The sequence below is a fragment of the Nostoc sp. genome, assembly GCF_036917575.1.
Taxonomy (GTDB): Bacteria; Cyanobacteriota; Cyanobacteriia; order Cyanobacteriales; family Nostocaceae; genus Nostoc.
The window spans coordinates 175,336-200,549 of the sequence record NZ_JBALDC010000061.1; the positions used below are offsets into that span (position 1 = coordinate 175,336).

Consider the following 25,214-nt stretch of genomic DNA (forward strand, 5'->3'; position numbering starts at 1 on the left):
GTTTTATTCAGGAATCAGGATTTTTTTAACGATGGAACGTGGTCTTTTGTGGTTGCCTCTGTTAGTAATGTTTTTCTGGTTAGCTTGGCAAGGCTCGAAGGAGTATCAAAAAGTCGAAGCCTATCGCACTTGGGCAGAGCAATTTGAACGGGCTAAATATGATATTTATGCTGTATTGGGTCAAAAAGGCAATAATATAACTTGGGGAAAACCCACGCCTCAAGGGCCGATTAAACTAGAAACATTTTCTTTGCTTGATATCAAACAAATCCAGGTTTTAGTAGATGAAAAATTAGTAGATGTAAACAATCCACCTGAAAAAGGTGCTTCTATAGAATTAGAATTTCTATCTTCCGAATCTACTAAATCAGTGCGGGTTCCATTTACAGAAGTCTCTTTGGCAACAGAATGGGGTAAGTTTTTGCAGGAACTATTACAAGATTTGCGATCGCAACCACAGCAGTAGTTATATTAAAACTATAAGTTACAAATAAGACGGCTATTTCTGGTCAAAAAGTTAGATCACTAGTAGTAATATTATTTATAGGCAATGATATTTTTATTAGAATAGATATTTATTGGAATGGTTTTTACTTGACTACCATTTATTCAATATATTTACAAACTAAATATACTAGGACTTACGCACAAGTTACGGAATAACGAACCGCCGAGGCACAGAAAAGCCAGTGCGCCCTTACGGTTAAGAGACTTGTACCCCTTCTCCCTTTGGGAGAGGCTAGCGCCAAGGGAGAAGCAACTGGCGCGGCACGGAGAAATCAGAGTTTGAGAGATATTTTGTGTAAGTCTTATATACGTTATCCAAAAACCTTGTAGAGACGTAGCCGTGCTACATCTCTATATTATTTTTCACCAAATGTTGCGCCCCTATGGGTGTGGTCTATCTAATTGAAAGCTGGCTTAAAACTCGATTCATGTTTGGATTAGACTTGCATTCAGTTAACCCGACCCAATTATGCTTGAATGATAAAGTCAGAGGCAGTAAGATTAGGCGCACCAGTAAGTTGTGCAAATTGACCACCACTACCGAAACCAGCAGCGCTACCATTTTGATTGTAAAATAACTGCCCAGTCATACGGTCGTAGACAATTGCAGCATTGCTAAGTGCCCCTGAACTGGTGATTTGAAAATCACTGGCGTTACTAAAACCCGTTCCCACATCAGAAGTAATAGCACTAAAGGCAGTCTGAGCGAGGACAATCTTATCACCTTGAGAGCGATTGAAGTCAGCGATAGTATCAATACCCACAACAGCACTATTAAAAACAGAATTGGTGTCGTAGAGGAAAGAGTCAGCACCTGTACCACCCACAAGAGTATCGTTGCCCTGTCCACCAATCAGAAGATCGTTGCCAGTACCACCCCGTAGTAGGTCGTCACCACCACTGCCATCGATGGTATCATTACCCCCTTGACCATTAATCACATCGTCGGAACTGTAAAAACCTCTGATGTTATTGTCCAAGTCATTGAGGAAAGTGACAGTGTTTGCTGTAGAAATATATGTTTGAGTGGAGTTGGCTTTAATCACATCAAAGCTTTTGCTAACACTGTCTTCTCCGTCAAAGATAATATTGCCAATGGCAGGTCTTGTTGACGATGCGGCTAAGTTCTCTAGGTTTTCTAACTTAAAGTTTTGCAGAGTGACTTTGGTATTACCCACATTTTCAAAGGTAACTTCTAAATTGTTGTCATTTTGAGTTAGTTGCAGATTTCTTGCGGTCAATTCAGTCCCAATAAATTGCAAGGTATCTACTTTGGCAATTACCGCAGCCGAAGGGTTTGAGTTAGTACCTACACCGCCAAAGTCGGTGATACTGTACTTGCCATCGCCTCGTTGGATAGTAAAGATGTCATTGGAGTTAGTGCCATTGAGAACTTGAGTTTCCGGGGCAGGAGCTTTTTTGACTGTGCCACTAATGGCAAAGTTAAAGGAGCTTTCATCAATATCGTTGTTTTTTAAATTGAAGTTGCCACTATAAGTACCAGCTTTAGTGGGGTTGAGTGCCACTGATATGGTAGTAGAAGCATTAACAGCCAAGCTCTTTGGAAGAGTTCCGACCAAACTAAATCCCTTTGGAAGTTCAAGTTTACTCAGCTTGAGTGCGCCTGTACCAGTGTTCTTGATAGTAAAGGTTTTAGTCAAGGCATCACCAACAGTCGTTTCACCAAAGTTAATGGCAGTGGTGTCACCATCTGTAATGTCAACATTGTCATTAAGAATTTGAATTTCCGGGGTATAAACTGTGCCACTAATGTCAAAGTCAAAGGGGCTTTCATTAACGTCGTTGTTGTTTAAACTGAGGCTGCCACTATAGACGCCGGGTGCAGTGGGATTGAGTGCCACCGATAGGGTAGTGGAAGCATTAACAGCCACACTTGTTGGAAGAGTTCCAACCAAACTAAAACCATCAGGAAGTTGAAGATTACTCAGCTTGAGTACAGCTATACCGGTGTTCTTGATAGTAAAGGTTTTAGTCAAAGGTTCACCAACAAGAGTCTCACCAAAGTTAATCGCGGTGTTGCCATCTATAATGTCAACATTGCCATTAAGAACTTGAATTTCTGGGGTTTTGGTAGGGTTGCGGGGAGCTTCGTATGCACCAATATCAACGACTGTACTGCCATTACCATCACCATCTTGAGGAGTCCTCTTAGTGATACTATTGAAGGCATTGGAACCACCATCGATTGCTACACTTCCAGGTTTGAGTGCAAAATTCCCTTTGTCTGGATCAACAAATTGAGGATCTTGACCGAAAATATTTTGTAACCCTGTAGCGTTTAAATTATCTGAAGCTTGGAATTGGTTTGAGTTATAAACAAGATTGTGATCAAAAATTACATTTGTGTCATACTTAACTCTATTAGCATTTTGATTATCGCTTGCATACATAATGTTGTTGGAGACACGTACATTTTCCGAGTAAGTGACACTAATCTCTCCAGATTCTGGAATAATCTGGGCATTCTTGTAAGCCGTGTTATTGATAACATCAACATTGGTAGCTTTGTAAACAGTAATGCCTGCACCTCCATTGTTATAAGTAATGTTATTTGCAATTAATGCTTTACCTGTATAGGCGACATTATCTTTGCTTATATTGGTAGTATCAAGCATAATTCCATGTCCCTCAGTGATTTTGTCAGTACCTCCATTTTTCCACCGAACTAAACTTTTGTTATCGTAGACAATGTTGTCTCGGAAAATCATTCTGTAGTCAGTAGTATTGTTATCAAAATTAAAACTGTTGAGAGAGGTTATTCCCTGATTACCATGAGGTGAATACTGAGCGTTTCCAGACACAATGTTTTTCTCAACAGTTATATAGTCTGAATTACTGAATGCTATGCCTCCACCTGGAAAGTCACGGATTGTGTTACCAGTGATGACAATATGATGGGGATTAGTACCACTTACACCATCAGCGTTTTTCGATGTATTAACAGCAATTCCATTACTATTGGTCAAGGGATTATTAAGGTTATCCTTCTCTTGCAAGGCATAGTCGAGAGTGATGTTTTCCTGATTGCCTTTTATATCAAGTCCTTCAATCCGCACGTAGGATGAACTGAGTATATTAATGCCACTTCCCGTTGTTGTTATTGTCGGTTTAGCGTCTTTATAAGCTTTTATTGTTGTCCAGTTATCTGGTGAGCCATTCAAGTTTAAAAGCGTAACCCCTTTCATTTGATAATTTCCATTCATGACGTAGAGCGTGTCGCCTGCTTTCATCTCATATACGGCTCTACCCAAGCTCAGAAATGCAGATTTTTCGTCTAAGCCATTATTTCTATCACTACCTGTTGCAGAAACGTAATATGTATTGCCAGCCATTTGTTTACTCCAAAGATGTGTAGGGAAAATTGATAGTACAATCTGTGCAACTTTTTTTAGTTGCTAAGTAGTTATTTGAACGAGTCATCTATCTGCACTGTTAAGGACAGTCACAGTTGTCCGAGCGCGACTTCAAATCGCGTCGATTGTAGAAATGCTGTTGTAAACCTGAAAAATTTTTCTTTTGTCAACCGTTGACGGTCAAACTAGGAATATCAATACCGTCAATCATCATTTTGTTGAAAGTAATTGGACGATTAACGCGTAGATGCTTCTACTCCAGACTTGTAGATTAGATAAAGTTGAATTGAATCGTATCTTCATCTTTAGCAGCTGCATAGGCGTAGCTCGTCGTAGACATAGCTGCTCTTTGCAAACCAGCTTTAACATCTGCTTTTTTTAATAAAACAATCGTATTTGGCATAGTAATTCCTCTGGACTTTATGCGTTGTTTTAGGTCAGGAGGTTGCCAAATATGCATAGTAAAATTTACCCTTAGCTAATAACTGGGGACTTAAAGTTAAAGCGATCAAAGTTAAATTGGTTGAAACTTTAGTTAGGTTAACCCTTGAACTTAAGGGGACTAATGTAACAACTTAGTTGAACCTGTTTTAAGCGGTGTAACTGAGCGTTGTGAACTTAGTTAAAACTAACCTTTACAAATAGCACTTGATATCAGTGGATATCCGGAACATTGTAAAATTTTTTACAACAAAACTAAAAAAATATGGAGGTATCGGTGGAGTCAGTAGTTGAAATCGGACAGGAGGGAAGAGGGTTTTAGCCTAGTTCATCAATCTTTGAGATAGTTTGGTTTGATAACGCCAACTTATATCATGTCCCCTTGATCACTTATCAAACCCGAAGAACCCCACCCCGCCAAAGCGTAGCTTTGTCTCCCCTCCCCGCTTGCGGGGAGGGGATTAAGGGGAGCCAGTGCGTTGGGCGGCTCTGCCGACTTGAAGCACCTGGCGTGTGGGGTGCAATGAGTGTGGGAATCATAACTAATTATGCGGACATGATATTACTTAATCTTCATAATATGAACACTGAAATAAACTCCAGAATACCTGTTGCTTTAACTATTGCTGGTTCAGATAGCGGTGGCGGTGCAGGAATTCAAGCTGATTTACGTACCTTTGCTTTTCACTGTGTCCACGGTACTAGTGCCATAACCTGCGTCACGGCACAAAACACTCTAGGAGTGAAGAGAGTTGATGCTATGCCAACAGAGGCTGTTGTGGCGCAAATTCAGGCGGTAGTTGAGGATATTGGCGTACAAGCTGCCAAAACGGGAATGTTGCTCAATCAGGAAATTATCTTTGCTGTTGCCCAGCAAGTGGAAACTTTACAAATCAATAATTTAGTAGTTGATCCAGTAATGGTGTCACGTACGGGAGCACAATTGATTGATGATGATGCTGTAAAGACTCTGTGCCATGCTTTGATTCCCAAAGCGGTTATGATTACGCCCAATCGCTATGAAGCCCAGATTTTGAGCGGTTTACAAATTAATTCTTTAGAGGATATGCAAGCTGCTGCTGAAATTATTCACAAGACTTTAAAGACGAAGGTTGTTTTGATCAAAGGCGGAGGTATGCAGGGAGATTTGCGTGGCGTTGATATCTGGTTTGATGGAGACAAGTTGAAAGTTTTGACTTGTCAACAAGTAGAAACAAAAAATACCCACGGTACTGGTTGTACACTATCGGCTGCGATCGCTGCTAATCTAGCTAAAGGAAAAGATTTGTGGCAAGCAGTGCAACAGGCAAAGGAATATGTGACTACTGCACTCACTTACGCCCTAGATATTGGCGAAGGGCAAGGGCCTGTGGGACACTTTTTCCCATTGTGGGGACTAGAGACTAGGGATTAGGGATTGGAGACTGGGCATTGGGGATGGAGACTAGAGAAAAGTTTTCTCAGTACTCCATCCCCAATGCCCAAATAAAAAATCTTTGCCCTTTCGATATTTTTCTATTATTCTTGGGCATAGTTTCAGGGGTGACTATCTCTGTTAGCATCTCTGTACGATCTAATTACTTTGATTTTTAATACCAAGCCTCCAATGGGAACAACCATAGGTTCTGTTCACAGGAATTCGCCAACACCGACTACTCAAGCCTACCCTCCTTCTGTACCGCTATCTGTATACAGAGAATTGTCAACAGAGTTGCAAGCAGTACAGGCGAGGTTAAATCTACTCACCATTCAAAATCAGCAACTAGCACAAGAAAATCAACTATTACGCCAAGAAATTACCAAAGTTGTTGAGTCTTTTTCTCGTTTGCAAAATTTTGTGGACTCCCATACTACACCTAGTTATCACCAAGGCAACCAAGCTTCTGGTGACGTTAAAAGTGCCACCAAACAACCAGTAACGCAAGCACGCCCACCTCAGCAGGTTTCTCGTTCGCGTCCATCGGTTGTGCCCAAAACACCACCCGAAAAAAGCCGTCGCCAAGACTTTTCTACACCTGTAATGGAAATGAATTTTCCCATATCAGAACCAGTTTTTATAGAAGAGCAACCAGTCAGTTATTATTCCACTACTGAGACAGATGTCAAGGGACTTAATGGTTGGTGGTTAATTATTACTATCTTGTTAATCATGCTGGCTGCCTTTAGTGCTGGATATATAGTTGTGCGTCCCTTGTTTGAACATCAAAAACGTTAGTTGACATTCCTACAGTCAGCAGCAGTAGCAGGCTTTCGGGCTACCGTGTAGTTTAGCTGCGATCGCTCTCTAAATATCCGAACAAATATGCTAAATGGCGGAAATGAGCTATTTTTAGGTTATAAAAGCTACATAAAATGCTAAATTGATAGCAACTTTTTTATGTTACAACCTGAAAGATTATTCAATTAATGAATCCTTGCCGCTTCTCATCTCACAAAACCTCAAGTAAAGCACTTACACTTTCAAAAAGTTGTAATTATTACATATTTTTTAGGAAAAGCACTGCTAGTTACAGCTTCAGACAGCGGATCTGGTTAGATATATAAACGAAGCTAGTAAAAGTCAGGAGTTAAAAAGATGAAAAAAGTAGAAGCTATTATTCGCCCATTTAAACTAGATGAAGTGAAAATTGCCTTAGTTAACGCTGGTATTGTTGGCATGACCGTTTCTGAAGTCCGGGGGTTCGGACGGCAGAAAGGTCAAACTGAACGGTATCGTGGTTCTGAGTACACCGTTGAGTTTCTGCAAAAACTCAAAGTGGAAATCGTTGTTGACGACAATCAGGTTGATATGGTGGTAGACAAAATTATTGCTGCTGCCCGCACTGGTGAAATCGGCGATGGTAAAATTTTCATCTCGCCTGTTGAGCAAGTGATTCGGATTCGCACTGGCGAAAAGAATACAGAAGCAGTTTAAGTACTCAATACTAAGTACTGAGTGGTAGTATGGTGGGCCTTGCTGAAAGTAGGATGAAAAATATCGAAAATGTTAACTTTGAGATAGTGTTTCATTTCTTAAATCAGCAACGCCTTTTATTGAGTTTAAAATGGACACAAAAAATAAGAAACAGTAACGAAAGTTTTTACTTAGTTGCACTTTCTCTGTTTTGGTTTATGTTTTTACTTATTAAAGCTGTACAATCTAGCTGCTTGGTCGGACTTCAATGAGATTCCTTGGTATAGATTATTCATTCAACTACTACTCATAAATGAATTTTCAGTCTTACCAATAGAACTGGGAAACGGCTGCAATAAACCTTGCATCGTCATTTGCTGGAACAAATAATCAATAACCTCTTTTATAACCTGATGAAATTTAATACACATCTTCCAAGTATTAATAAAAAGTTCAGTGTCACAAACTACTAAATAACTACTGTGTCTAGCTGCGGAAGTAAAGCTGTAAAAGCCTTGCCTCGATGGCTAATTGACCTTTTCAACTCCCGTGTCATCTCCGCAAAGGTCAATTGCAACTCTTGCACATAAAAAATTGGGTCATAGCCAAAACCACTATCACCACGAGGTGCGTGGAGAATTTCGCCGCGACAAATACCTTCAGATTGTAATACAATCGCACCATCAGGACGAGCGATCGCTACTGCACAAACGAATTGAGCTTGCCGATTTTTCTCGTTGCCTAATTCTCTCAATACCCTAGCAATGCGTTCTGAATCGGTTTTGGCGTAACGTGCAGAATACACTCCTGGTACGCCATTTAAGGCATCTACTTGTAAACCAGAATCATCGGCAATTGCCCAGTTTCCTGTAGCTTTAGCAATTTGTGATGCTTTTAGACAAGCGTTAGCGGCAAAAGTTTCGCCTGTCTCTTCAATTTCCAACTCTTCAGGCTTAAGGGTTAATTCCCAACCAGAATTTTCTAGGTAAGCTTGCATTTCCCGTAACTTACCAGGATTTCCTGTGGCTACTACAAGTAATTTGGGCATGGGGTATTGGGCATGGGGCATGGGGCATTAGTCACTTGCAAAAGACAAATGACTAATGACTAATGACTAATGACTAATAACTAATTCTACTCCGCCCACTGTTTCGCCCAAGCAAGAGTTTGATGCACTTGCTCAATTGTCGGGGCTTCGCAGTACAGGCGTAAAACTGGTTCAGTCCCACTAAACCGAATCATTAACCAGCTTTTATCAGCTAGGCGATATTTGTAGCCGTCAATTGTTTGGCAATCAATCACTGCTAACTCGGCAATTTCCGTTAAGGGTTGGGTTTGCAGTTGTTGCAAAAGACGCGATCGCACTTCCATACTTGCTAAGGGTAAATCAATGCGATCGTATGCTGAGGTAAACCCTGTTTGTTTTTGCAAGTGGCGATAATACTCACCTAAATCCAAACCAGATTCTACAATCGCCTCTAGAACGTACAAGGCTGACAATAGGGCATCACGTTCGGGAATATGGCTGCCATAGCCAATTCCTCCCGACTCTTCGCCGCCCAGCAATACTTTTGCTACTAACATTCTGTCAGCGATGTATTTATAACCAACTGCTGTTTCAAAGACTGACAGATTATGTAGTGCTGCTACAAGGGGCATCAAGTCTGAACCACTAACAGTTTTGACTATTTCACCACTAAAGTTGCGTCGTAGGGTTAAATGGTCGATTAATATCGGGATTAATACTTGGGAACTTAGGAAGTTGGCTTTTCCATCTACAGCCGCGATGCGATCGCAGTCTCCATCGAATACCAACCCCACTGTTAAACCTGATTTATCGGTTTCTCGGTGAGTCTTGATGGCTTCAAATAGCTTTGAAAGGTATTTAGGCAAGGGTTCCGGCGCACCGCCACCAAATAGGGGATCGCGATTACTGTTGATTTCTTTGACCTGATTGCCTAGTAGTCTTGCCAATCCACTAGCAGCAGCGCCATGCATGACATCAGCAAATAATGTTAGTTTGCCAGATGCGATCGCTTCTCGAAGTTTGGTAATGTCAACTTTACTTTCTAGTGCTTGGGTGTAACTCGGCCAAGGATCGAACTTTTCTTGCTTGCCTGGGGTAGCTGCTGGTGGTACTCCTTCGGGCAACAGTGCTTCTATCTCCTGTGTGACTTCTGGAGACACAGAGCCACCAAAATATCCCTTGACTTTTAAACCTAAATATGATCCTGGATTATGACTGGCTGTAATTACTAGTGCCCCTAAAGCATTAAGTTGTTTTGCCGCCCAACTAAAAGCTGGGGTTGGGGCGTAGGTTTCACTGAGTAAAACATCAAATCCGATGGCGGTGACAGCATCGGCGACAGCACGAGCAAAGTCTTCCGCCATGAATCGGCGATCGTAACCGACAATTATTGTCCGGCTACCCACCGTAGAAAAATATGTATTATATAATACTTTTGCGGCAACTGGCGCGACCAGGGCTAGGCGTTCAAAGGTGAACTCTTCACCAATAACGCCCCGCCAGCCGTCTGTACCAAACTTGATTGAGTTAGCTACAACTGGCATCTAGATATCCTAACTGTCTACTTGAGGATTCTAGCATTTATACAGTATATAAAGTAAAAAAAGAATATAGTATTAATATGTAGTACTGGTATTCGGCTGTTTCAACACAAAAGTCAGCGATTTTCTGGATTCGAGTACCTAACGTATCCGCCAAATCCTTATACCATTCTTACTTCCAGTGAGTAAAAATCGACCATCAGGAGTGAAAGCAAGAGTTGACCCCAAGCTCGGAGCATCAATAAAAGACTGGTCAATTTTTCCTGTTTTCAAATTATATAGATTAATCGTTTTATTCTGACTATCCCTCTCGCTAATAGCAAGAATTTTGCTATCAGTACTGAATTCTACATCTAGAGAGTCAGCTATTTTAGATATGTGAACACGTTCGCCATTAGTTAAGTCACATACTTGAATAGTAAAATCGTTGTAATCAGAACTACTCCGATCAACATTAACAAGGAATTTACCATCTGGACTTATTTTATCTGCCTTTAATTCAGATGAGTCACTTACCTCGCAGTATGATTCTGTAACACTAATTAATTTACCTGTATCAAGTCGCCGGACTTCAAGATACGAACTCCTTTTAGTACGCAGAAGATTTTGAGTAACGTCACTATTAATAACTGAGATATTCCAATCTTCTTCATTCCGTGTCCTCTCAACGATATGGTTCTTACCAGTTCTTATATTCCAGATTTTAAGCAATGAATCTTTATATACACTTTCAGTTATAATTATTATTTTACCATCATCACTCACATGAAGCAGACTTATACTAGGGATAGCGAAACCAGATTCATCAGCGAAAGAGCGAATTAATTTTCCATTTTTCAAGTCATATAAATTAATCTTTGGGTATGATTCATAATTGGAGGTGTCAGATCTATTAGAATAGAATACTAGAAGATATTCTGAATTTTTAGTCACCATTATATTCCTGATTTTATGCTTATGGTCGCCAATTGGTACTGTTCTCATTAATTGATTATTATCAATGTTCCAAACTTTAATTTCTTCGTCGTGGCGACTTACTAAAAATTTAATATCTAAATTAATAGCGATAATTTCATCTTTCCTAGATGTTGGAGGACGAAGATTCTCTACAGAAAAAGATTTAAGTTTTTTTCCACTATGGAAATCCCAAACCTCATTTTCAGAACTAAAAATGGTTCCATTGCTACTAAATTTTATTGAACTATAACCAAGATTATTCCCTAATATGTTCCTTTCCAGAAAGGAGCTACTAAAAATTCGCTGAATAAGCAGTATCGGATTGAAAAATGTAAAATCTTTATATTTGGTATATGCATATATTTGAAGAGATATTAAGACACTAGCAGCACCAGTACCAGTTATCAAAATCCATTTATTTTTATTTATCCAAGATTTAACCTTTAATAGTAAGTTTGTTTTAACTTCTACCGCTTCTACCACTGGTTCCGGTTCAGAAACCTGTGTACTAGAAGACTCATTTTTGTGAACATTAGTTCTGTTTCTGACATTATGACCAGAAGCTCAAGATTCCATTATTATTTCGTATGCTGAATTAATTGCTTTCAACTTAGCTTCGGCTTTTCTTTGTATGCGAGGATTATGAGCATAACGATCTGGATGCCAAACTTGAACTAAATCTTTGTAAGCTTGCTTAATCTCATCAACAGAAGCATCAGATGAAACACCTAAAACTTGATAATACTGCTCTAGATTATCCACAGATAAACCCTTTTACTCATTAAACATACTGTCCCTAGTTCTGAGAAAATCATATATGATGTAGGGAATGTAAGTTATTTTGAGGTTATTACTCACAGTTAGTGTTGAGTAAAATCTGCTTGCTAATAAGAGCATCACCCCAGCTGCAATAATGTAAATCAGCACGAAATCTCTATACGCGATTGCTTTTTTATCAAACTTAATTAGTTGCAAAGACTAAAAGGCATTTCCCGCCAGAAATTCCACTTCTAAAAAATATGAATAAATATTAATAATCCTTAATAGTTAATACTATTAAGGATTGTTAACATGAGCAAAAAATGCTCAAAAATGTGATTTGTCTTTAAAAATCATCAAGAAACTGACTAAGGCGACTGATTACGGGGTCAACCTCTTGAGGAGGGGTAGCAACAGTATAAGAAGTATTATTTACTACTTCTAATTGATTTGGAGACGGAATGAACGATCGATCGTTGACTATGAGTGCCAGTTGTGCAACTTGTTGAGAAAGTTGCAGTAGATGATGTTCCATCGCCTCCAAACGATTAGATCCCTTGGCAAAAAAACGTTCCTCAAGTCCAGCCACTTGACGTTGCAGTTCACCGATTTGTTGATTAATGGGTGTTGTTACTGCTGTTTGTGGAGCAGGTTGTACAGGTTCCGGCACACATAAAGATTGCCACAAGGCTTCTTTACAGAGGTCGCTGAAAGTCTTGTCTGGTTGCTTTTCCAAATAACTTTCTACTTGCGCTAACAAGCTCTCATCAGCAAGCTCTGGGTTGAACGTGACGGATTTAACTACCTTTTTTGACCATTGGAACATCAGCTTTATGCCCTAGCAGCGCGATTGGAGGATAATTGTGCCTCTCCATAAATATACTGCCCCAAAGCATTCGCCTGTCGGGAAGGTGCTGCTAAATGAGCATTAATCTTTGCTTCTTTAAGCAGACGTTGAACGTCGTCCCAGAAGAACTCACCACCCCCGCCAGTCAGAATCACATCGGTGACGCGTTCTGGCAACCAGGCTAGCACACGGCTACAGATTTCGCGCGAAAACATCTCTGTGAGGTTGGGAAGAAAATCGTCTAGGTTGGTGGGCTTACTAGCGCCTTTAGGACGGTAATAGCGTTCACCTCTGGGTTTGTTCACAGCAGAAATCAGCGCTAGAGATTGACTATCTGCTCCTTCAATTTCGGCAGATACCAATTCATAAAACTTATTCATCCCGAAGTCTTCACTCTTAGAAGCACCTCTGGCAAAACGGAAGTTATCTACCATCAAAAGATCGACAGTTTGATGTCCAATATCGACGATCGCCACCGATATTTTTGTAAAATCAGGACTGCCAGGGTTTTTCTTGGGTTGAGCTTCAGACCACAGCAAGCTGCCGTAACCTTCTGGCATTACCCATACCTTACTGACGTTCAGCGACACAGATTCGCCTCGGAAATTCAACACATGAGGGCCGCCAACTTGGCTAATTAGCTGTGCTTTTTCCTTTTCAAATTGTTCTAAAGAAAGAAAAGGCAGACCTAGTACAACTGAGATATCGTCTCTAAGTTTGAAGTAGCCAGCACTTGCTAATACTTTTACTAGTGCAGCTTCTACCTTAGATTGTCCGACTCCTAAATTCGCCCCAAAATCAGCTGCCAGTTGACCAACAGCATATCCATTTCCCTGATACTCCAGCCACAAATCCATTAAGGGGTCAGTAGCTCTGGCTTCAAAAACACCACCGCGTACTTGTTCTATCGACATCTGCTTGACGTTGGCAGGTACGAACACCACATTGCCTGGTTCACGACTCACACAAGTTTTTGTGGAAGTTCTGCCTAAATCAACACTGAGAATGGTTTTCCCTGGAACACCACCTGTCTTGCTAATAGGAGGATTGTTATTAATAGCATTTATGGGAGTCGATGCTAACGGCTGCCTATTCATGGGTATAGCAGCAGCATTGATAGGGGTAGCGGCGGAAGGTTGGTCTGTCATGAAAGCTCCTAGTTCAAACTTAACTGTAAAAAGTTGTCATGCTCATCTTACAAAAATGCGAGCAACCAGAAATTCTAGGTTGCGTCAAGTGTAGCTAGAAATACGCCAAAAATTAATTTCGGCGATACCTCTGGTGAACTTTGCCAACGTACATCTAGTATTATTTGGCATAGTGTAGGCGAATTTTGACCAGATGTAACCCCTGCTTTCACTGTTTTCAAACCAAAAGCGTCCGTGTTTTATCTTCTAGTGCGTCTTAACTGGCGCTTGAATATCCAGAAAACAAATGCTAGAACCAAACCGCCTAGTACGATTTTGGATACAGGAGCAAGGTACTTGTCCACAAGTTCATACTGACTACCCAATATGTATCCTGAGTATGTTAACAAACCCACCCAAGCAGCGCTACCTAAGGTTGTGTAAAACAAAAATGGTAGCAAAGGCATATTGCTAATACCTGCGGGAACAGAAATCAAGGTGCGGATTCCAGGGACGAGACGACCAATTAATACTGCTGTTCTACCTTGTCTGTCAAACCACTCTTTGGCTTTGATAATGTCTTTACTGGATATAGTCAGCCATTTGCCATACTTGTCAGCCCAAGCTTTCAAACGGATTTCGCCCAAAAACTTACCTGGATAGTACCAAATAAGTGCGCCCAATACAGAACCCAAAAGTCCTGCAAAAAACACACCAATGATATTCAGCTTTGCCCCTCCTGGTTGATATGGACTTGCTGTAAATCCAGCCAGTGGCATAATCAATTCTGAAGGTATGGGGGGAAAAAGGTTCTCTAAAAACATTAGTAGGGCGATTCCCCAATAGCCAAAATAGTTGATAGTATTAGTTATCCATTCAAGCATTGAGTTAATTCCTGAAATTGCTGGATTAGTCTTGTTACTAAATTCAGCTTTAGCTTTTTTAAAGGGTAATTATCCCCGCTTGATAGAGTCAAGGCAATTTGGCTGCACTAAAAGTTGGCATCACATCTGAAAACATAGACTTATAAAAGCTCGTAAGTAGGTCTAGCCCTTGAGATTGAGGGATTTATCGCTCATTACAAACTTGACAAAACTAATGGGACGGACTAATAAATTTTGTTTTCTAATTTTTTAGATCCCCCTTAGCCTGCTTTTTGAAGGGACTAGGAAGGATCTAAAGACTTGATGGCAAATTTAAAAACATACTCTAGGTTTTATTCTGAAGTTGGGGCTGTGGGGTAGCACAGGGAGAGTCGGGAGAAAATTCCACTTTGTCTCCCTTGTCTCTCTTGTCCCTTCTTCTTCTAAACTGTGGGGGTCAATGATTGTACCCTTGGTTCCGATTGCCAGTCTAAGGGGTTCCAAACTCGATCTTCTAGTGCCATCTGTTCAATCAAACTTGCCAGTCTCAGGGCTTTGAGAGCTTGTTCACCACCTACTGAGGGTTGATTGCCTCCATGTACGCAGTTGACAAAATGTTCTAATTCTGCGCTCAAAGGTTGAATATTGCTAGTGTAAACTTTTTCAATTACACCATCTTGCCTGTAAAGTACTTGTCGGTGATCGGTGAGAGAATTGGCAGTGGTTTGTCGGTGAATCAAAATTTCATTCTTGAGAAAATCTGCCTCAGTAAATGAATTTTTGCAATGGGCGACAATTCGGCGAATTTTGCGGTGGGTGACTTTACTGGCAGTCAGAGTAGCAACAATACCATTGGCAAACCCCAAGGTAGCGGTTACGTAATCTAAATAACCAGAGTCTAAAGAGCGAGTACCGCTAGCAGTCAATTTCGTTACTGGGGAAGCAGCTAATTCCAAAAGTAGGTCGATGTCATGGATCATTAAATCCAGCACAACTGAAACATCGTTTGCTCGATCTGAGTAAGGACTCATTCTGTGGGCTTCTAGCGCCAATAATTCCTCTGTTTTGAGAACTTGGCTCAGTTCTTTAAAAGCTGGGTTAAAACGCTCAATATGACCTACTTGCAGGATACACCCAGATTCAGCTGCGGCATTTACTAAAGATTCTGCCTCAGAAATACTGGCTGCGATTGGTTTTTCAATCAAAACATGAATTCCCGCCAAAAGACAGTTGATGCCCACGGCATAGTGCAGACGGGTGGGAACAGCTACACAAACTGCTTCCACAAGGGGTAGCAGATCGCAGTAATCTTCAAAAAAACGCACCTTGTACTTGCTGGCAGTTTCTAATCCTCGCTCGACGTTAATATCTGCTACTCCGACTAGTTCAACATCTTTCATTGAACTCAGCACGCGAGCGTGGTGTTGTCCCATGTTACCCACTCCAATCACGCCTATGCGGATTGGTCGTGGCTGGTTGCGCTGTGTATATAGATTCGATTCTGCCACTGACATGCTATTTTGCACTATTATTCTCTCCTCAACCACCAAATTTAGAGACGCTACGGCCGTTGGCGTTTATACTCGAAAGCCGGTTACGATCCGTCTAAAACCATCCAGATGGTAACATAGAGCCTATGTTTATGAAGAATTTCAAAGTTTGTGATCGGTTCCCGTAATCCAAATATCTTTTGTATAGATATTTCGAGTTTGCTTTGGATTTTACACTTTCTCCAAAAATATATGTATTTTTATTAACTTTACAACTTTCAATAAGACCTAAGTAGAAATTCCCCTTGGCATTGCTTTCTGGCATCTTGTTAAGGTTTGATGGAGTGATTTGAAATCCAAAATTTGCAACCAAGATGAAAGCTGTAATTCTCTTATCTGGGGGATTAGACTCTTCCACAATTCTGTACAAAGCTCAAACTGATGGCTGTGAATGTCATGCTATTTCCTTTGATTACCAGCAGCGACATCGACGAGAGTTACAGTCAGCGCTCAGTGTCGCTCAAAAAGCTACGATCGCAAAACATCAGGTAGTTAACTTTGATTTACGACAATGGGGCGGTTCGGCGCTTACCGATAATGCCATTAATTTACCCCAAGAGCGATCGCCAGATGAAATGTCTCAAAATATTCCTGTAACATACGTTCCCGCTCGTAATACCATCTTTTTAAGCTTTGCTCTTAGTTACGCCGAAGCGATCGCAGCAGAGCGCGTCTACATCGGCGTTAATGCCCTAGATTACTCAGGATATCCTGATTGTCGCCCCGACTATATCCAAGCAATGCAAGAAGTTTTTCGCCTGGGAACCAAACAAGGGCGTGAGGGACGACCAATTAATATTGTTGCACCCCTAATCAACCTGAAAAAAACCGAAATTATCCAACTAGGGAACCAATTGGGAGTTCCTTGGGAACTAACTTGGTCTTGCTATGCTGGTGGAGATGTCGCCTGCGGTGTGTGTGATTCTTGTCGCTTGCGGCTAGCAGCTTTTGCTGAGTTGGGACTTGTCGATCCACTGGTGTATGCACAGTAGACGCATTGGGGAGCCAGTGCGTTGGGCGGCTTTGCCCGACTTGAAGCAACTGGCGTCATTGAGCATTAATTATTTCCCTTCTGCTCCTCTGCTCCCCCCTCTTCTTCTAACCGTTGCAGTTGAATTTGATGCAGGCGTGGGCCAACAATCGATACCACGGTGAATTCGAGATTTTGATAACAAAAGGTTTCGCCAATGGCCGGAATTTTCTGTAACTCATACAGCAAAAAGCCCCCTAGTGTTTGGTATTCTCTGGTCAGGGGCAAATTAAGATGCAAAACTTCGTTAAGGTCTTCAAGGTTGATTTGTGCTTGCACCAAAAATTTTTGCTCATCTAACATCTGAATCAGTAAGTCTTCACTGCTTTCAGGTTCGCTGGGATCGCCAATGATTTCGGCAATCACATCTTTGATTGTCACTAGTCCCACAGTAGAGCCAAATTCATTCACTACCATGACCATAGCGGGTTTCTCTTGCTGCATCATGGGCAAAAGTTCACTCAATGGCGTGTGTTCTGGAACAAACCGGGCGGGACGCATCCAAGGTTGGATTTGTGTTTCTAAACTGAGTTTTCCTAAAGCCAAAGGTTGTGCCAAATCTTTAAAATAAACAATACCGCGAACATCGTCCAAAGATTCACCAATCACGGGATAGCGAGAGTAACCAGTAGAAGCCATTTCGCTAAGTAATGTCTGGAAGGTAGCATCTTTTGGTAGTGTGATAATACTGGTGCGGGGGATCATCACATCTTGAGCCATGACATCTCCAAATTCAAAGACATTATTGAGAAGTTCTCGCTCTGCACGCTGTAAACCAGTAGATCCCCATTCTGTAGAGATAATCAGTTGCAATTCTTCGGGAGTCACAGGTGGTCGCCAGCCTTGACCTGTGTATTGGATGCCAAAAATCCGTAATAGAAAACGAGTTGATTGGTTAAGAATCCAGATGAAGGGACTAAAAAAACGCACGATTGCTTTTACCGAAGGCCCCAAAAACCTCGCTAGCTGTTCTGAGTACAGCATGGCTAAAGATTTGGGGCATAATTCTCCGATGACAATTTGCAAATAGGCAATTAAGAAAAAGGCAATGGGAATTGATAAAGAATGGGCAAGGAAGGTAGTCATTCCACTGGGTAAAGGCCAGGATTTTAACCAGGCATTCACCAGCACGACAATCGTACTTTCTCCAATCCATCCCAGTGCCAAACTAGAGAGAGTAATGCCTAACTGGGTGGTAGATAGCAGTCGGTCAATACTGCGTTGTAACATTTCTACAGCGATCGCTGGAATATCCCCAGCTTTAACTAGCTGGTGAATACGCGATCGCCGCACGCTCACCATCGAAAACTCCGCCGTTACAAAAAAGGCATTTATGGCAATCAGTAGTAACACTGACAACAACCGCAGCGCCACTTCTATCAAACTTAAATTAGGAAAACCACTCACCGCCAAAGCTCGTGTAAAACTCACGTCCTCCATTTAAGGGGACTGGGTATCAGGAATTGGGTATTGTGAAGAATTCAGTCCCCAGTCCCCAGTCCCCAGTCCCCAGTCCCCAGTCCCCAGTCCCCAGTCCCCAGTCCCCAGTCCCCAGTCCCCAGTCCCCAGTCCCCAGTCCTCTCCTACCTTTCTACAGGAATATTCGATGCCTCTAGCTTCAATTGTTGAGCGGGATAATCAGTCAGAGCAAGTGATATTTTCTTGACATCATCAAGTAAAGCTGTCGGAATGCTCACTGTACCTGAAAATACTGGCCCATTTACAGGCAATTCTGTTGGTAAACCCTCTGTACTTGCACTCAGGGTTCGTCCTTTATCATCGGTAACATCTAAAAAACTATACAAGAAGCGCACAGAATCCTTACCTTTGTTCTGCATTTTCACTTTCAGTAGTAAATCACCGCCAGAGTAGCGAGCAGATTGTACAGTCATTGTTACACCCTGACTTTGGGCTGTAACCGGAAAACCTGGTCGGGGCTTTTCTTCAACTACTTCTGGGGGTTTTTCCTCTGGCTTCTGCTTGCTAGTATTGGTTTCTTCATCATCTTCTTCTGGCTTTTCCGATTTAGCGGCTTTGGTCTTGCCCTCTATTCGCGCCTTGACAATTTTTAGAATCTCTTCCTCTTTTAATAGTACTAGCCCTCCCTGTTGAGAGTTATTTGCCTTATTGCTGGCAAATTTGGTTGTAGGACGTCCATCTGGTGTAGTCACGCCTTTAAGTGCTGAACTCCCCAGTTCAAAGCCCAAAAAAGCGCTCACAGAACCTGCTCCCATCATCAGAATTAACAAAATCAAAGTAAGAAGTACAGTAGAATTTATTTTCATCGCTGACAAGCTATCACAATAGAATGCTAGTCTATTTAAGAATAGTGAAGCTTTTGACCTCAATCCTTAAAGGAACTCAATCAATATTAGTTTGCACTATATCTATGATCAAATTATGTAGTATAAAAATCTAGTAAACTATTGTCCAGTATTTACACGTGGTAAATTTGTGCTATGTTCATAGAATTGGCTAAACTAAGTGTGTAAAATATTTTTATCACTCTAAAATTAGCAAATAAGGTTGACTTAAAAGTTAAAATGATTAATTTGTAGCAACCTACAACCTTGCAAAACAAGCGCCTTTGGCCGATTGGGGAGGCAACGAACTCATAATTCGTCTTCAGGCTGGTTCGATTCCAGCAGGGCGCACTGAATCATCAAAAACTACTAATAGAAGGGCATTGGGATTAGGGGAGAGGTGACAGGTGACAGGTGAGAGGGAATAATCTTTACCCTGTAAGCTGTACCCTATTACCTTCTTGATTCCCCACTCCCCAATCTTACCGAGATGGTAAAGTTTCAAACCGGAATTCAGTTCCGATTTGAAGTTTGTTGCTATAGCGAGGAGACATCATTAGCGATGTGTTATAAGGATTTGGTAAATCAGGAGTACGAATATAAGGATCGTTGCCGACTTGCTGAGTCAGGGCATCATGATATAAAGTATTAACCAGCTCGGCATCGCGGGCAATTTCATTTTCTGGAAAGGAACCACCAAAACCAGTACCAGATCCGAAAAATGAGTCTAGCTGACGCTTGAGGCTGCCATTTTCGTAGAAATTGCGATCGTGACGAAAATAAGCTCGTTCAAATACATCATTCGTAGTTTCAGTATTGGATGTTGCCGTTTGAGCAGATGCAATAGAGGGAAAAGCAATACCAGCAGTAAGCAGTACTAATAAACCACCAAAGGTTTTAAATTTTATACGCACGTTTCTGACTCCTCAACTTTTGCTTTGGGTGAATCTTAATTTATGCTGAAGTTCAGAACTCTGATGAGTTCAACCTTTGGTGTAGCACAACTTTTAATGTTTTGTAATGACGTATCCTACTGAAACTCTTACCCACTCAGATATTTGGGCAACCACTTCTGATTTGACCACTTTGCGCCACAAGCTACTAGATTTATTTTGCCAACTTGCTTATCAAGAGGGTGATTTTCTTCTCTCTTCTGGGCTGCGTAGTTCTTATTACGTCAATAAAACACAGGTAACACTTCATCCTCAAGGCGCTTTGGCAGTCGGACGGTTACTATTTCCTTTATTACCTTTAGATACACAGGCTGTAGGTGGTTTAACAATGGGGGCTGACCCAATTGTGACAGCAGTAAGTATAGTTTCAGTTTATGAAAACCGCCCAATACCAGCGCTGATTATTCGCAAGGAAGCCAAGGGTTATGGAACAAGAGCTTATATAGAAGGTCCCAGTTTACCAGAGGGCGCAAAAGTAGTAGTTTTGGAAGATGTAGTCACAACTGGGCAATCTGCTCTAAAAGCAGTTGAACGTCTTAAAGATGCAGGTTATACCGTAAATCAAGTAATTTCACTGGTAGATAGAGAGCAAGGGGGAGGTGAGTTGTACCAGTCAGCAGGGTTGAAGTTTGAAACTTTGTTTTCGATTCGGGAAGTTCAAGAACGCTACCGACAACTTGCGAATTCATGAATAAAAGGAGATCAATATGCAAGCAACTGTATCTACAGAACTAACACAAGAAAAAGTTGAGAAAGCTGTGAACGCAATTCTTGAAGTACTAGGAAAACCAGAAAACGATTTACACTACAAAGCGCTAACAGCTTTTCAGAGTGGCGATCATCAAACTGTAAAGAGACTGGCATCTACCAACCTGACTGATTGTTATTGCAAAGCTTTGGGATACCTGGGAGGAGCGCTGAAGCTGACTCCAAACACTGATACTATTTTGGCGGAATCGGCTCGTAGTGCAGCTGAATTTGTGAAAGAAAAGGCATTGCAGCATCTTGGTATTAAGATCGCTGATGCTTTGAATTAACCAATGCAATGAGCTTACGCGATCGCTCTATACAAATCAAAAAAAACTCCTGAAAAATTTTTCAAGAGGGTTTGTGTAAGTACCTAATGCTCCATTGGATCGTCTCTCCAATACCAAGCGATCGCAGCTGTAATTTCATACCTTCCGGTTACGTAAGCAATAGTAAAACTGCTTACCGTGCAAATCAGCTAAATAATAGCCAGCTTTTACAGGTTCAAAGCGAAATAGCTCAATGGCTAACTGCTGTTTGGTAATACTATTTAGGGGTGTGCTAGCCGCGATCGCTCTTTTCTCTACTTCTGCCACCATCTAAAGCCAAGGAAAAATTACTTGCTTCTGGCTTAACCTAGCAAGGATAAACCAATTCACTCTTGACAAAAACTCCGAGGCAACGATGTGTCAAGGGATCAGGTTGTGGAGGTAAGGTTGTGAGTTTATGAAAAACTTTTCATAAGAACAGACTTAGATATTTTAAGATTAGTAAACAGGAATCGTTATTTTTCGTCTTAAATTTGTAGCTTACTAAAAACGTGAGATTATGCCGCAGTTGGGTAATTTATGACACGCCGTCAGTATCGTAATCCACCAGTAGCAGCAAAACTCCAATCTTGTTATTCTTGCGACAGACAGAACATCAACCGTGGGGAGTTGGAAATATCGGTCTAAGATAGCTGCTTCTTCAGTTCAAATGAGCAAAGCTATCTCTGAGCAATCTGATAATTATGCAGTCCTGGAACTTTAAAGCTGGAGCTATTCACCAGCTCACAAAACTCACGGAAGAATTGCTGAACTAGGATCTGACAATGAAACTTATAAATACGCCATAGAATGGTTGAAGCAACTACGCACGATTGTTGCTGCTAACCAAATGTGGTGGGGTGAACCATTGGTAAATCTGAGCATTGACTCAGAAATAGTTTTTGAGTGGTGGTACGGAACCAAAAAGTTAACTGTTTATATTCTGGGAAATACCGCAGAATACATCAAAGTTTGGGGTACTGACATTGATAATGAAATGGAAGACGGCACGTCTTCATCACTTGCTGAACTTACGGCTCTCTGGAAATGGCTAGTTTCATAGAGGTTTGCAGTGAGCGATGTGGTTACAGATGATGAGCTATTGTATCGGTTCATTCTGCGTGGATTAGACAAATATTACTGCATTGGAGAGTTTGGATTAGAACTTAGCTCGCAAGCGTTTACAGATAGAAATCAAGCTCCTTCTGTTGACAGAGCAAAGCTTTGTGGTTATGATCCACAATGCACACAGAAAAACTCAGATGATGGTGTCGTGAGTTTAATTGCTGGCGAAGTTCGGATGATAAATGTTTCTCAAAATGATCAAAAAGGCAACCCACTTTTTGATTACAAAATTGATGTCTGCCCACGACCAACAGATGACAAGCCATCTCACGCACAAATTGAGCCATCTCCTAATTACACGAACAAAACAACTTTTAGAAAAGTTGCAGAAAAGCTGGCACAGCTTGCAACGGAGAGAATCAAGAAAGAGGATTGGGAAATTAAACCACAGGAATTACGAATTTAGGCGATCGCAACATCTCGCTCATCTGTTCACATTCATTTAAAACACTGCTTGATGCAGTGGTGTTTTTTTAAAATTTAAAAATTTTCATCTTTGCAAAATCATTAATACATTTGCTAACCCACTTCAATCATCCATTTGATTTACAATTATGTTTTATTATTAATCATCATTTAAATATTAATATAGTCAATTGTGATATTTGCAACAAGACAAAAAACCACAAGCAAGTCATAGCCAGTAAAATTGTTCTCTTTTAACAAAAGCCAGCAGCGGGATTTGAACTCGCGACCTTCCGATTACAAGTCGGATGCACTACCACTGTGCTATGCTGGCAAATTTGATGATGACTTTTAATTAGTAACCACAATTTCTTATTGTACCATAATCCATTTGTTTGTCTAGCTGTATATTCTAAAAAATATCTACTTTTCCACAAATAAGGCTAAAAGACCAGAAATTTTAGCAATATCGCTGCTTGTGTACGCCTAGATAGTTTTTCTTCTGGCGTTGCCATTGTGATGAACCAGAAAAAATCAGTGATTCCAATCGCTGATAAAGTTAATAAATTAATATTCATAGCAAAAGCTAACTAAATCCTGGGCTGAACGAACGCAAAAATATCTGGTCAGTTCTAAAACTATATTTTCCTGGCACGGTTGAATAAAGGAACAGAAATATATAATTATTTTTTACAGATTACAAGCATGGCAGCATTGCTCGGACGAGATTTATTAAGTCTAGCGGACATCAGTTCTACGGAACTTCAACAACTCCTGCAATTGGCAACTCAACTTAAATCACAACAGTTGAAGTTGCAATGTAATAAAGTTTTGGGGTTGTTGTTCTCCAAAGCTTCAACTCGTACACGGGTAAGTTTTACTGTGGCGATGTACCAACTTGGTGGACAGGTAATCGATCTCAACCCTAATGTCACTCAAGTTAGTCGTGGGGAACCTTTGCAGGATACAGCGCGGGTGTTAAATCGATATCTGGATATTTTGGCAATTCGCACTTTTGCCCATCAGGATTTGGAAACTTTTGCTCATTATGCCAAGATTCCGGTAATTAATGCGCTTACCGATGCAGAACACCCTTGTCAGGTATTAGCTGATTTATTGACGATTCAAGAAAGCTTTGATACTCTTGCTGGGTTAACTTTAACCTACGTGGGTGATGGGAATAATGTCGCTAATTCTCTGATGTTGGGCTGTGCTTTGGTGGGAATGAATGTTAGAATTGCTACTCCTAGCGGATATGAACCAAATTCTAGGATTGTAGAGCAAGCAAGAGCGATCGCTAATAATAAAACTGAAGTCCTTCTCACTCACGATCCAGAATTAGCTGTTAAGGGAGCTGCTGTACTTTACACTGATGTTTGGGCGAGTATGGGGCAAGAGGCAGAAGCAAACAACCGGATGGCAATTTTCCAGCCTTATCAAATTTCAGAGCAGCTATTAAGTCTTGCCGATCCAGAGGCAATTGTTTTACACTGCTTACCAGCCCATCGCGGTGAAGAAATTAGCGAATCTGTTATTGAAGGTTCCCAATCACGAGTTTGGGAACAGGCAGAAAATCGCCTGCACGCCCAAAAGGCTTTACTTGCAAGTCTTTTAGGGGCAGAGTAAGAATATATGGCACAGCGAATAGGGTATCTTTTCTTCCTTATAACCTGTAAGCTCTAACCTATAACTTGTAATATTCTTATTTGTCAAAAGGCAAAAGAGAAGAAAATAATTTTGCTTTTGCCTTTCATATTTTTACTTTTCTCTTGTTATGGGGAGTTTTTTGTAGTACTAATGTTCTAGAGAGATTTATAATTACTTCGTGCAAATTTATGGAACGTCTAACAGAAGCTCAACAAGAACTTTACGAATGGTTGGCAGAATACATCCGCTTGCACCAGCATTCGCCTTCAATTAGGCAAATGATGCAGGCGATGAACTTGAAGTCACCGGCACCAATTCAAAGCCGTTTAGAACATTTACGCACTAAAGGATATATAGAATGGACTGAGGGACAAGCGCGAACGATTCGGATTTTGCGTCCCGTGAAACAAGGTGTACCAATTTTGGGGACAATCGCTGCTGGTGGTTTAATAGAACCGTTTACTGATGCTGTAGATCATTTAGACTTTTCTAATTTCGATTTACCTCCTCAAACTTACGCTTTGCGGGTAGCTGGCGACAGCATGATTGAAGATTTAATTACTGATGGCGATGTGGTATTTCTGCGTCCAGTAGCAGAACCTAATCATTTGAAAAATGGCACCATCGTCGCTGCTAGAGTAGATGGATTCGGCACAACATTAAAACGTTTTTATCGCCAAGGCGATCGCGTTACCCTTAAACCAGCAAATCCTAAGTACAATCCCATTGAAGTCATGGCTCAACAAGTACAGGTGCAGGGTTCTCTGATTGGTGTTTGGCGTGGTTACAACTGAGTGATAGGCAATGGGT

The 25,214-nt window shown here is 41.0% G+C and carries 25 protein-coding genes and 2 tRNA genes; 12 read left to right on the forward strand and 15 right to left on the reverse strand.

Going from position 1 to position 25,214, the window contains the following annotated elements; translation table 11 throughout:
- Window positions 1–31 precede the first annotated feature (31 nt).
- Window positions 32–466: a hypothetical protein gene (locus V7K79_RS18555; RefSeq protein ID WP_335049462.1), complete on the forward strand. Its 435-nt coding sequence runs from the start codon at window positions 32–34 to the stop codon at window positions 464–466.
- Between the two features lie 508 nt (window positions 467–974).
- Here the strand turns inward: V7K79_RS18555 and V7K79_RS18560 are convergent.
- Both V7K79_RS18560 and V7K79_RS18565 read right to left on the reverse strand, forming a co-directional pair.
- On the reverse strand, window positions 975–3,860 hold the full coding sequence (locus V7K79_RS18560) for a choice-of-anchor D domain-containing protein (protein WP_335049463.1): 2,886 nt from the start codon (window positions 3,858–3,860) through the stop codon (window positions 975–977).
- Window positions 3,861–4,152: 292 nt separating this feature from the next.
- Window positions 4,153–4,284 (reverse strand): hypothetical protein, encoded by a 132-nt coding sequence (locus tag V7K79_RS18565; RefSeq protein WP_335049464.1) that lies wholly within the window; start codon window positions 4,282–4,284, stop codon window positions 4,153–4,155.
- Window positions 4,285–4,902: 618 nt separating this feature from the next.
- Between V7K79_RS18565 and thiD the strand changes: the two genes are divergently transcribed.
- From thiD to V7K79_RS18580, 3 genes are all read left to right on the forward strand, one after another.
- Complete coding sequence (gene thiD / locus V7K79_RS18570) at window positions 4,903–5,736, forward strand: bifunctional hydroxymethylpyrimidine kinase/phosphomethylpyrimidine kinase (RefSeq protein WP_335049465.1); 834 nt, start codon at window positions 4,903–4,905, stop codon at window positions 5,734–5,736.
- 192 nt (window positions 5,737–5,928) lie between these two features.
- Window positions 5,929–6,537: a hypothetical protein gene (locus tag V7K79_RS18575; protein ID WP_335049466.1), complete on the forward strand. Its 609-nt coding sequence runs from the start codon at window positions 5,929–5,931 to the stop codon at window positions 6,535–6,537.
- Window positions 6,538–6,897: 360 nt separating this feature from the next.
- A complete protein-coding gene (locus V7K79_RS18580; protein WP_012410794.1) occupies window positions 6,898–7,236 on the forward strand; it encodes a P-II family nitrogen regulator in 339 nt (112 codons plus the stop codon).
- A 448-nt stretch (window positions 7,237–7,684) separates the two neighbouring features.
- Here the strand turns inward: V7K79_RS18580 and rdgB are convergent, their stop codons facing one another.
- The 8 genes from rdgB to V7K79_RS18620 all read right to left on the reverse strand — a co-directional run bounded on the left by rdgB (window position 7,685) and on the right by V7K79_RS18620 (window position 15,862).
- Complete coding sequence (rdgB, locus tag V7K79_RS18585; protein WP_335049496.1) at window positions 7,685–8,263, reverse strand: RdgB/HAM1 family non-canonical purine NTP pyrophosphatase; 579 nt, start codon at window positions 8,261–8,263, stop codon at window positions 7,685–7,687.
- Window positions 8,264–8,349: 86 nt separating this feature from the next.
- Window positions 8,350–9,786, reverse strand: coding sequence for a phosphoglucomutase/phosphomannomutase family protein (locus V7K79_RS18590; protein ID WP_335049467.1), 1,437 nt, complete (start codon window positions 9,784–9,786; stop codon window positions 8,350–8,352).
- 138 nt (window positions 9,787–9,924) lie between these two features.
- Window positions 9,925–11,223: a WD40 repeat domain-containing protein gene (locus V7K79_RS18595; RefSeq protein ID WP_335049468.1), complete on the reverse strand. Its 1,299-nt coding sequence runs from the start codon at window positions 11,221–11,223 to the stop codon at window positions 9,925–9,927.
- An 81-nt stretch (window positions 11,224–11,304) separates the two neighbouring features.
- Window positions 11,305–11,502, reverse strand: a complete 198-nt coding sequence (locus tag V7K79_RS18600) for a J domain-containing protein (protein WP_335049469.1) — start codon at window positions 11,500–11,502, stop codon at window positions 11,305–11,307.
- A gap of 343 nt (window positions 11,503–11,845) precedes the next feature.
- A complete protein-coding gene (locus V7K79_RS18605) occupies window positions 11,846–12,325 on the reverse strand; it encodes a plasmid segregation centromere-binding protein ParR (RefSeq protein ID WP_335049470.1) in 480 nt (159 codons plus the stop codon).
- A 5-nt stretch (window positions 12,326–12,330) separates the two neighbouring features.
- The gene (locus V7K79_RS18610; protein WP_335049471.1) at window positions 12,331–13,494 is read right to left on the reverse strand and encodes a ParM/StbA family protein; all 1,164 of its coding nucleotides are present in this window, start codon (window positions 13,492–13,494) and stop codon (window positions 12,331–12,333) included.
- A gap of 239 nt (window positions 13,495–13,733) precedes the next feature.
- Window positions 13,734–14,357 carry a DedA family protein gene (locus V7K79_RS18615; protein WP_335049472.1) on the reverse strand — a complete coding sequence of 208 codons (624 nt, stop codon included), beginning with the start codon at window positions 14,355–14,357 and terminating at the stop codon, window positions 13,734–13,736.
- A 422-nt stretch (window positions 14,358–14,779) separates the two neighbouring features.
- Entirely contained in the window at window positions 14,780–15,862 is a 1,083-nt protein-coding gene (locus V7K79_RS18620) for a Gfo/Idh/MocA family oxidoreductase (RefSeq protein ID WP_335049473.1), read from the reverse strand.
- A gap of 338 nt (window positions 15,863–16,200) precedes the next feature.
- On the opposite strand from V7K79_RS18620, the gene queC reads away from it, so the two are divergent.
- Window positions 16,201–16,878, forward strand: a complete 678-nt coding sequence (queC, locus tag V7K79_RS18625; protein WP_335049474.1) for a 7-cyano-7-deazaguanine synthase QueC — start codon at window positions 16,201–16,203, stop codon at window positions 16,876–16,878.
- A gap of 65 nt (window positions 16,879–16,943) precedes the next feature.
- On the opposite strand, the gene V7K79_RS18630 is transcribed toward queC, so the two are convergent.
- A complete protein-coding gene (locus V7K79_RS18630) occupies window positions 16,944–18,356 on the reverse strand; it encodes a hemolysin family protein (RefSeq protein WP_335049475.1) in 1,413 nt (470 codons plus the stop codon).
- Window positions 18,357–18,499: 143 nt separating this feature from the next.
- Window positions 18,500–19,201 carry a hypothetical protein gene (locus tag V7K79_RS18635; protein WP_335049476.1) on the reverse strand — a complete coding sequence of 234 codons (702 nt, stop codon included), beginning with the start codon at window positions 19,199–19,201 and terminating at the stop codon, window positions 18,500–18,502.
- A 296-nt stretch (window positions 19,202–19,497) separates the two neighbouring features.
- Here V7K79_RS18635 and V7K79_RS18640 point away from each other — a divergent pair.
- A tRNA-Ile gene (locus tag V7K79_RS18640) sits at window positions 19,498–19,570 on the forward strand.
- Window positions 19,571–19,701: 131 nt separating this feature from the next.
- Here the strand turns inward: V7K79_RS18640 and V7K79_RS18645 are convergent.
- Window positions 19,702–20,133 (reverse strand): hypothetical protein, encoded by a 432-nt coding sequence (locus V7K79_RS18645; RefSeq protein ID WP_335049477.1) that lies wholly within the window; start codon window positions 20,131–20,133, stop codon window positions 19,702–19,704.
- Window positions 20,134–20,239: 106 nt separating this feature from the next.
- Here V7K79_RS18645 and pyrE point away from each other — a divergent pair, with 106 nt between their 5' ends.
- A complete protein-coding gene (pyrE, locus tag V7K79_RS18650) occupies window positions 20,240–20,863 on the forward strand; it encodes an orotate phosphoribosyltransferase (protein ID WP_335049478.1) in 624 nt (207 codons plus the stop codon).
- 16 nt (window positions 20,864–20,879) lie between these two features.
- Window positions 20,880–21,209: a hypothetical protein gene (locus V7K79_RS18655; RefSeq protein WP_335049479.1), complete on the forward strand. Its 330-nt coding sequence runs from the start codon at window positions 20,880–20,882 to the stop codon at window positions 21,207–21,209.
- Between the two features lie 135 nt (window positions 21,210–21,344).
- On the opposite strand, the gene V7K79_RS18660 is transcribed toward V7K79_RS18655, so the two are convergent.
- Complete coding sequence (locus V7K79_RS18660; protein ID WP_335049480.1) at window positions 21,345–21,518, reverse strand: hypothetical protein; 174 nt, start codon at window positions 21,516–21,518, stop codon at window positions 21,345–21,347.
- Between the two features lie 523 nt (window positions 21,519–22,041).
- Here V7K79_RS18660 and V7K79_RS18665 point away from each other — a divergent pair.
- Both V7K79_RS18665 and V7K79_RS18670 read left to right on the forward strand, forming a co-directional pair.
- The gene (locus V7K79_RS18665) at window positions 22,042–22,290 is read left to right on the forward strand and encodes a hypothetical protein (RefSeq protein ID WP_335049481.1); all 249 of its coding nucleotides are present in this window, start codon (window positions 22,042–22,044) and stop codon (window positions 22,288–22,290) included.
- Window positions 22,291–22,299: 9 nt separating this feature from the next.
- Window positions 22,300–22,758: a hypothetical protein gene (locus V7K79_RS18670; RefSeq protein WP_335049482.1), complete on the forward strand. Its 459-nt coding sequence runs from the start codon at window positions 22,300–22,302 to the stop codon at window positions 22,756–22,758.
- A 261-nt stretch (window positions 22,759–23,019) separates the two neighbouring features.
- Here V7K79_RS18670 and V7K79_RS18675 read toward each other — a convergent pair.
- Window positions 23,020–23,091, reverse strand: a tRNA-Thr gene (locus tag V7K79_RS18675).
- A 371-nt stretch (window positions 23,092–23,462) separates the two neighbouring features.
- Between V7K79_RS18675 and argF the strand changes: the two genes are divergently transcribed.
- Together argF and lexA are read left to right on the forward strand one after the other, a co-directional pair.
- The gene (argF, locus tag V7K79_RS18680) at window positions 23,463–24,383 is read left to right on the forward strand and encodes an ornithine carbamoyltransferase (RefSeq protein ID WP_335049483.1); all 921 of its coding nucleotides are present in this window, start codon (window positions 23,463–23,465) and stop codon (window positions 24,381–24,383) included.
- A gap of 209 nt (window positions 24,384–24,592) precedes the next feature.
- Complete coding sequence (gene lexA, locus V7K79_RS18685) at window positions 24,593–25,198, forward strand: transcriptional repressor LexA (protein ID WP_335049484.1); 606 nt, start codon at window positions 24,593–24,595, stop codon at window positions 25,196–25,198.
- The last annotated feature ends 16 nt before the right edge of the window (window positions 25,199–25,214 follow it).

Coding starts and splice junctions, on each gene's coding strand:
- rdgB (WP_335049496.1), bottom strand. CDS start 8,263: ATGCCCAAATTACTTGTAGTAGCCACAGGAAATCCTGGTAAGTTACGG.
- V7K79_RS18560 (WP_335049463.1), bottom strand. CDS start 3,860: ATGGCTGGCAATACATATTACGTTTCTGCAACAGGTAGTGATAGAAAT.
- queC (WP_335049474.1), top strand. CDS start 16,201: ATGAAAGCTGTAATTCTCTTATCTGGGGGATTAGACTCTTCCACAATT.
- V7K79_RS18555 (WP_335049462.1), top strand. CDS start 32: ATGGAACGTGGTCTTTTGTGGTTGCCTCTGTTAGTAATGTTTTTCTGG.
- V7K79_RS18565 (WP_335049464.1), bottom strand. CDS start 4,284: ATGCCAAATACGATTGTTTTATTAAAAAAAGCAGATGTTAAAGCTGGT.
- V7K79_RS18590 (WP_335049467.1), bottom strand. CDS start 9,786: ATGCCAGTTGTAGCTAACTCAATCAAGTTTGGTACAGACGGCTGGCGG.
- V7K79_RS18580 (WP_012410794.1), top strand. CDS start 6,898: ATGAAAAAAGTAGAAGCTATTATTCGCCCATTTAAACTAGATGAAGTG.
- V7K79_RS18635 (WP_335049476.1), bottom strand. CDS start 19,201: ATGAAAATAAATTCTACTGTACTTCTTACTTTGATTTTGTTAATTCTG.
- V7K79_RS18610 (WP_335049471.1), bottom strand. CDS start 13,494: ATGACAGACCAACCTTCCGCCGCTACCCCTATCAATGCTGCTGCTATA.
- V7K79_RS18605 (WP_335049470.1), bottom strand. CDS start 12,325: ATGTTCCAATGGTCAAAAAAGGTAGTTAAATCCGTCACGTTCAACCCA.
- V7K79_RS18660 (WP_335049480.1), bottom strand. CDS start 21,518: ATGGTGGCAGAAGTAGAGAAAAGAGCGATCGCGGCTAGCACACCCCTA.
- V7K79_RS18615 (WP_335049472.1), bottom strand. CDS start 14,357: ATGCTTGAATGGATAACTAATACTATCAACTATTTTGGCTATTGGGGA.
- lexA (WP_335049484.1), top strand. CDS start 24,593: ATGGAACGTCTAACAGAAGCTCAACAAGAACTTTACGAATGGTTGGCA.
- V7K79_RS18575 (WP_335049466.1), top strand. CDS start 5,929: ATGGGAACAACCATAGGTTCTGTTCACAGGAATTCGCCAACACCGACT.
- thiD (WP_335049465.1), top strand. CDS start 4,903: ATGAACACTGAAATAAACTCCAGAATACCTGTTGCTTTAACTATTGCT.
- V7K79_RS18655 (WP_335049479.1), top strand. CDS start 20,880: ATGCAAGCAACTGTATCTACAGAACTAACACAAGAAAAAGTTGAGAAA.
- pyrE (WP_335049478.1), top strand. CDS start 20,240: ATGACGTATCCTACTGAAACTCTTACCCACTCAGATATTTGGGCAACC.
- argF (WP_335049483.1), top strand. CDS start 23,463: ATGGCAGCATTGCTCGGACGAGATTTATTAAGTCTAGCGGACATCAGT.
- V7K79_RS18630 (WP_335049475.1), bottom strand. CDS start 18,356: ATGGAGGACGTGAGTTTTACACGAGCTTTGGCGGTGAGTGGTTTTCCT.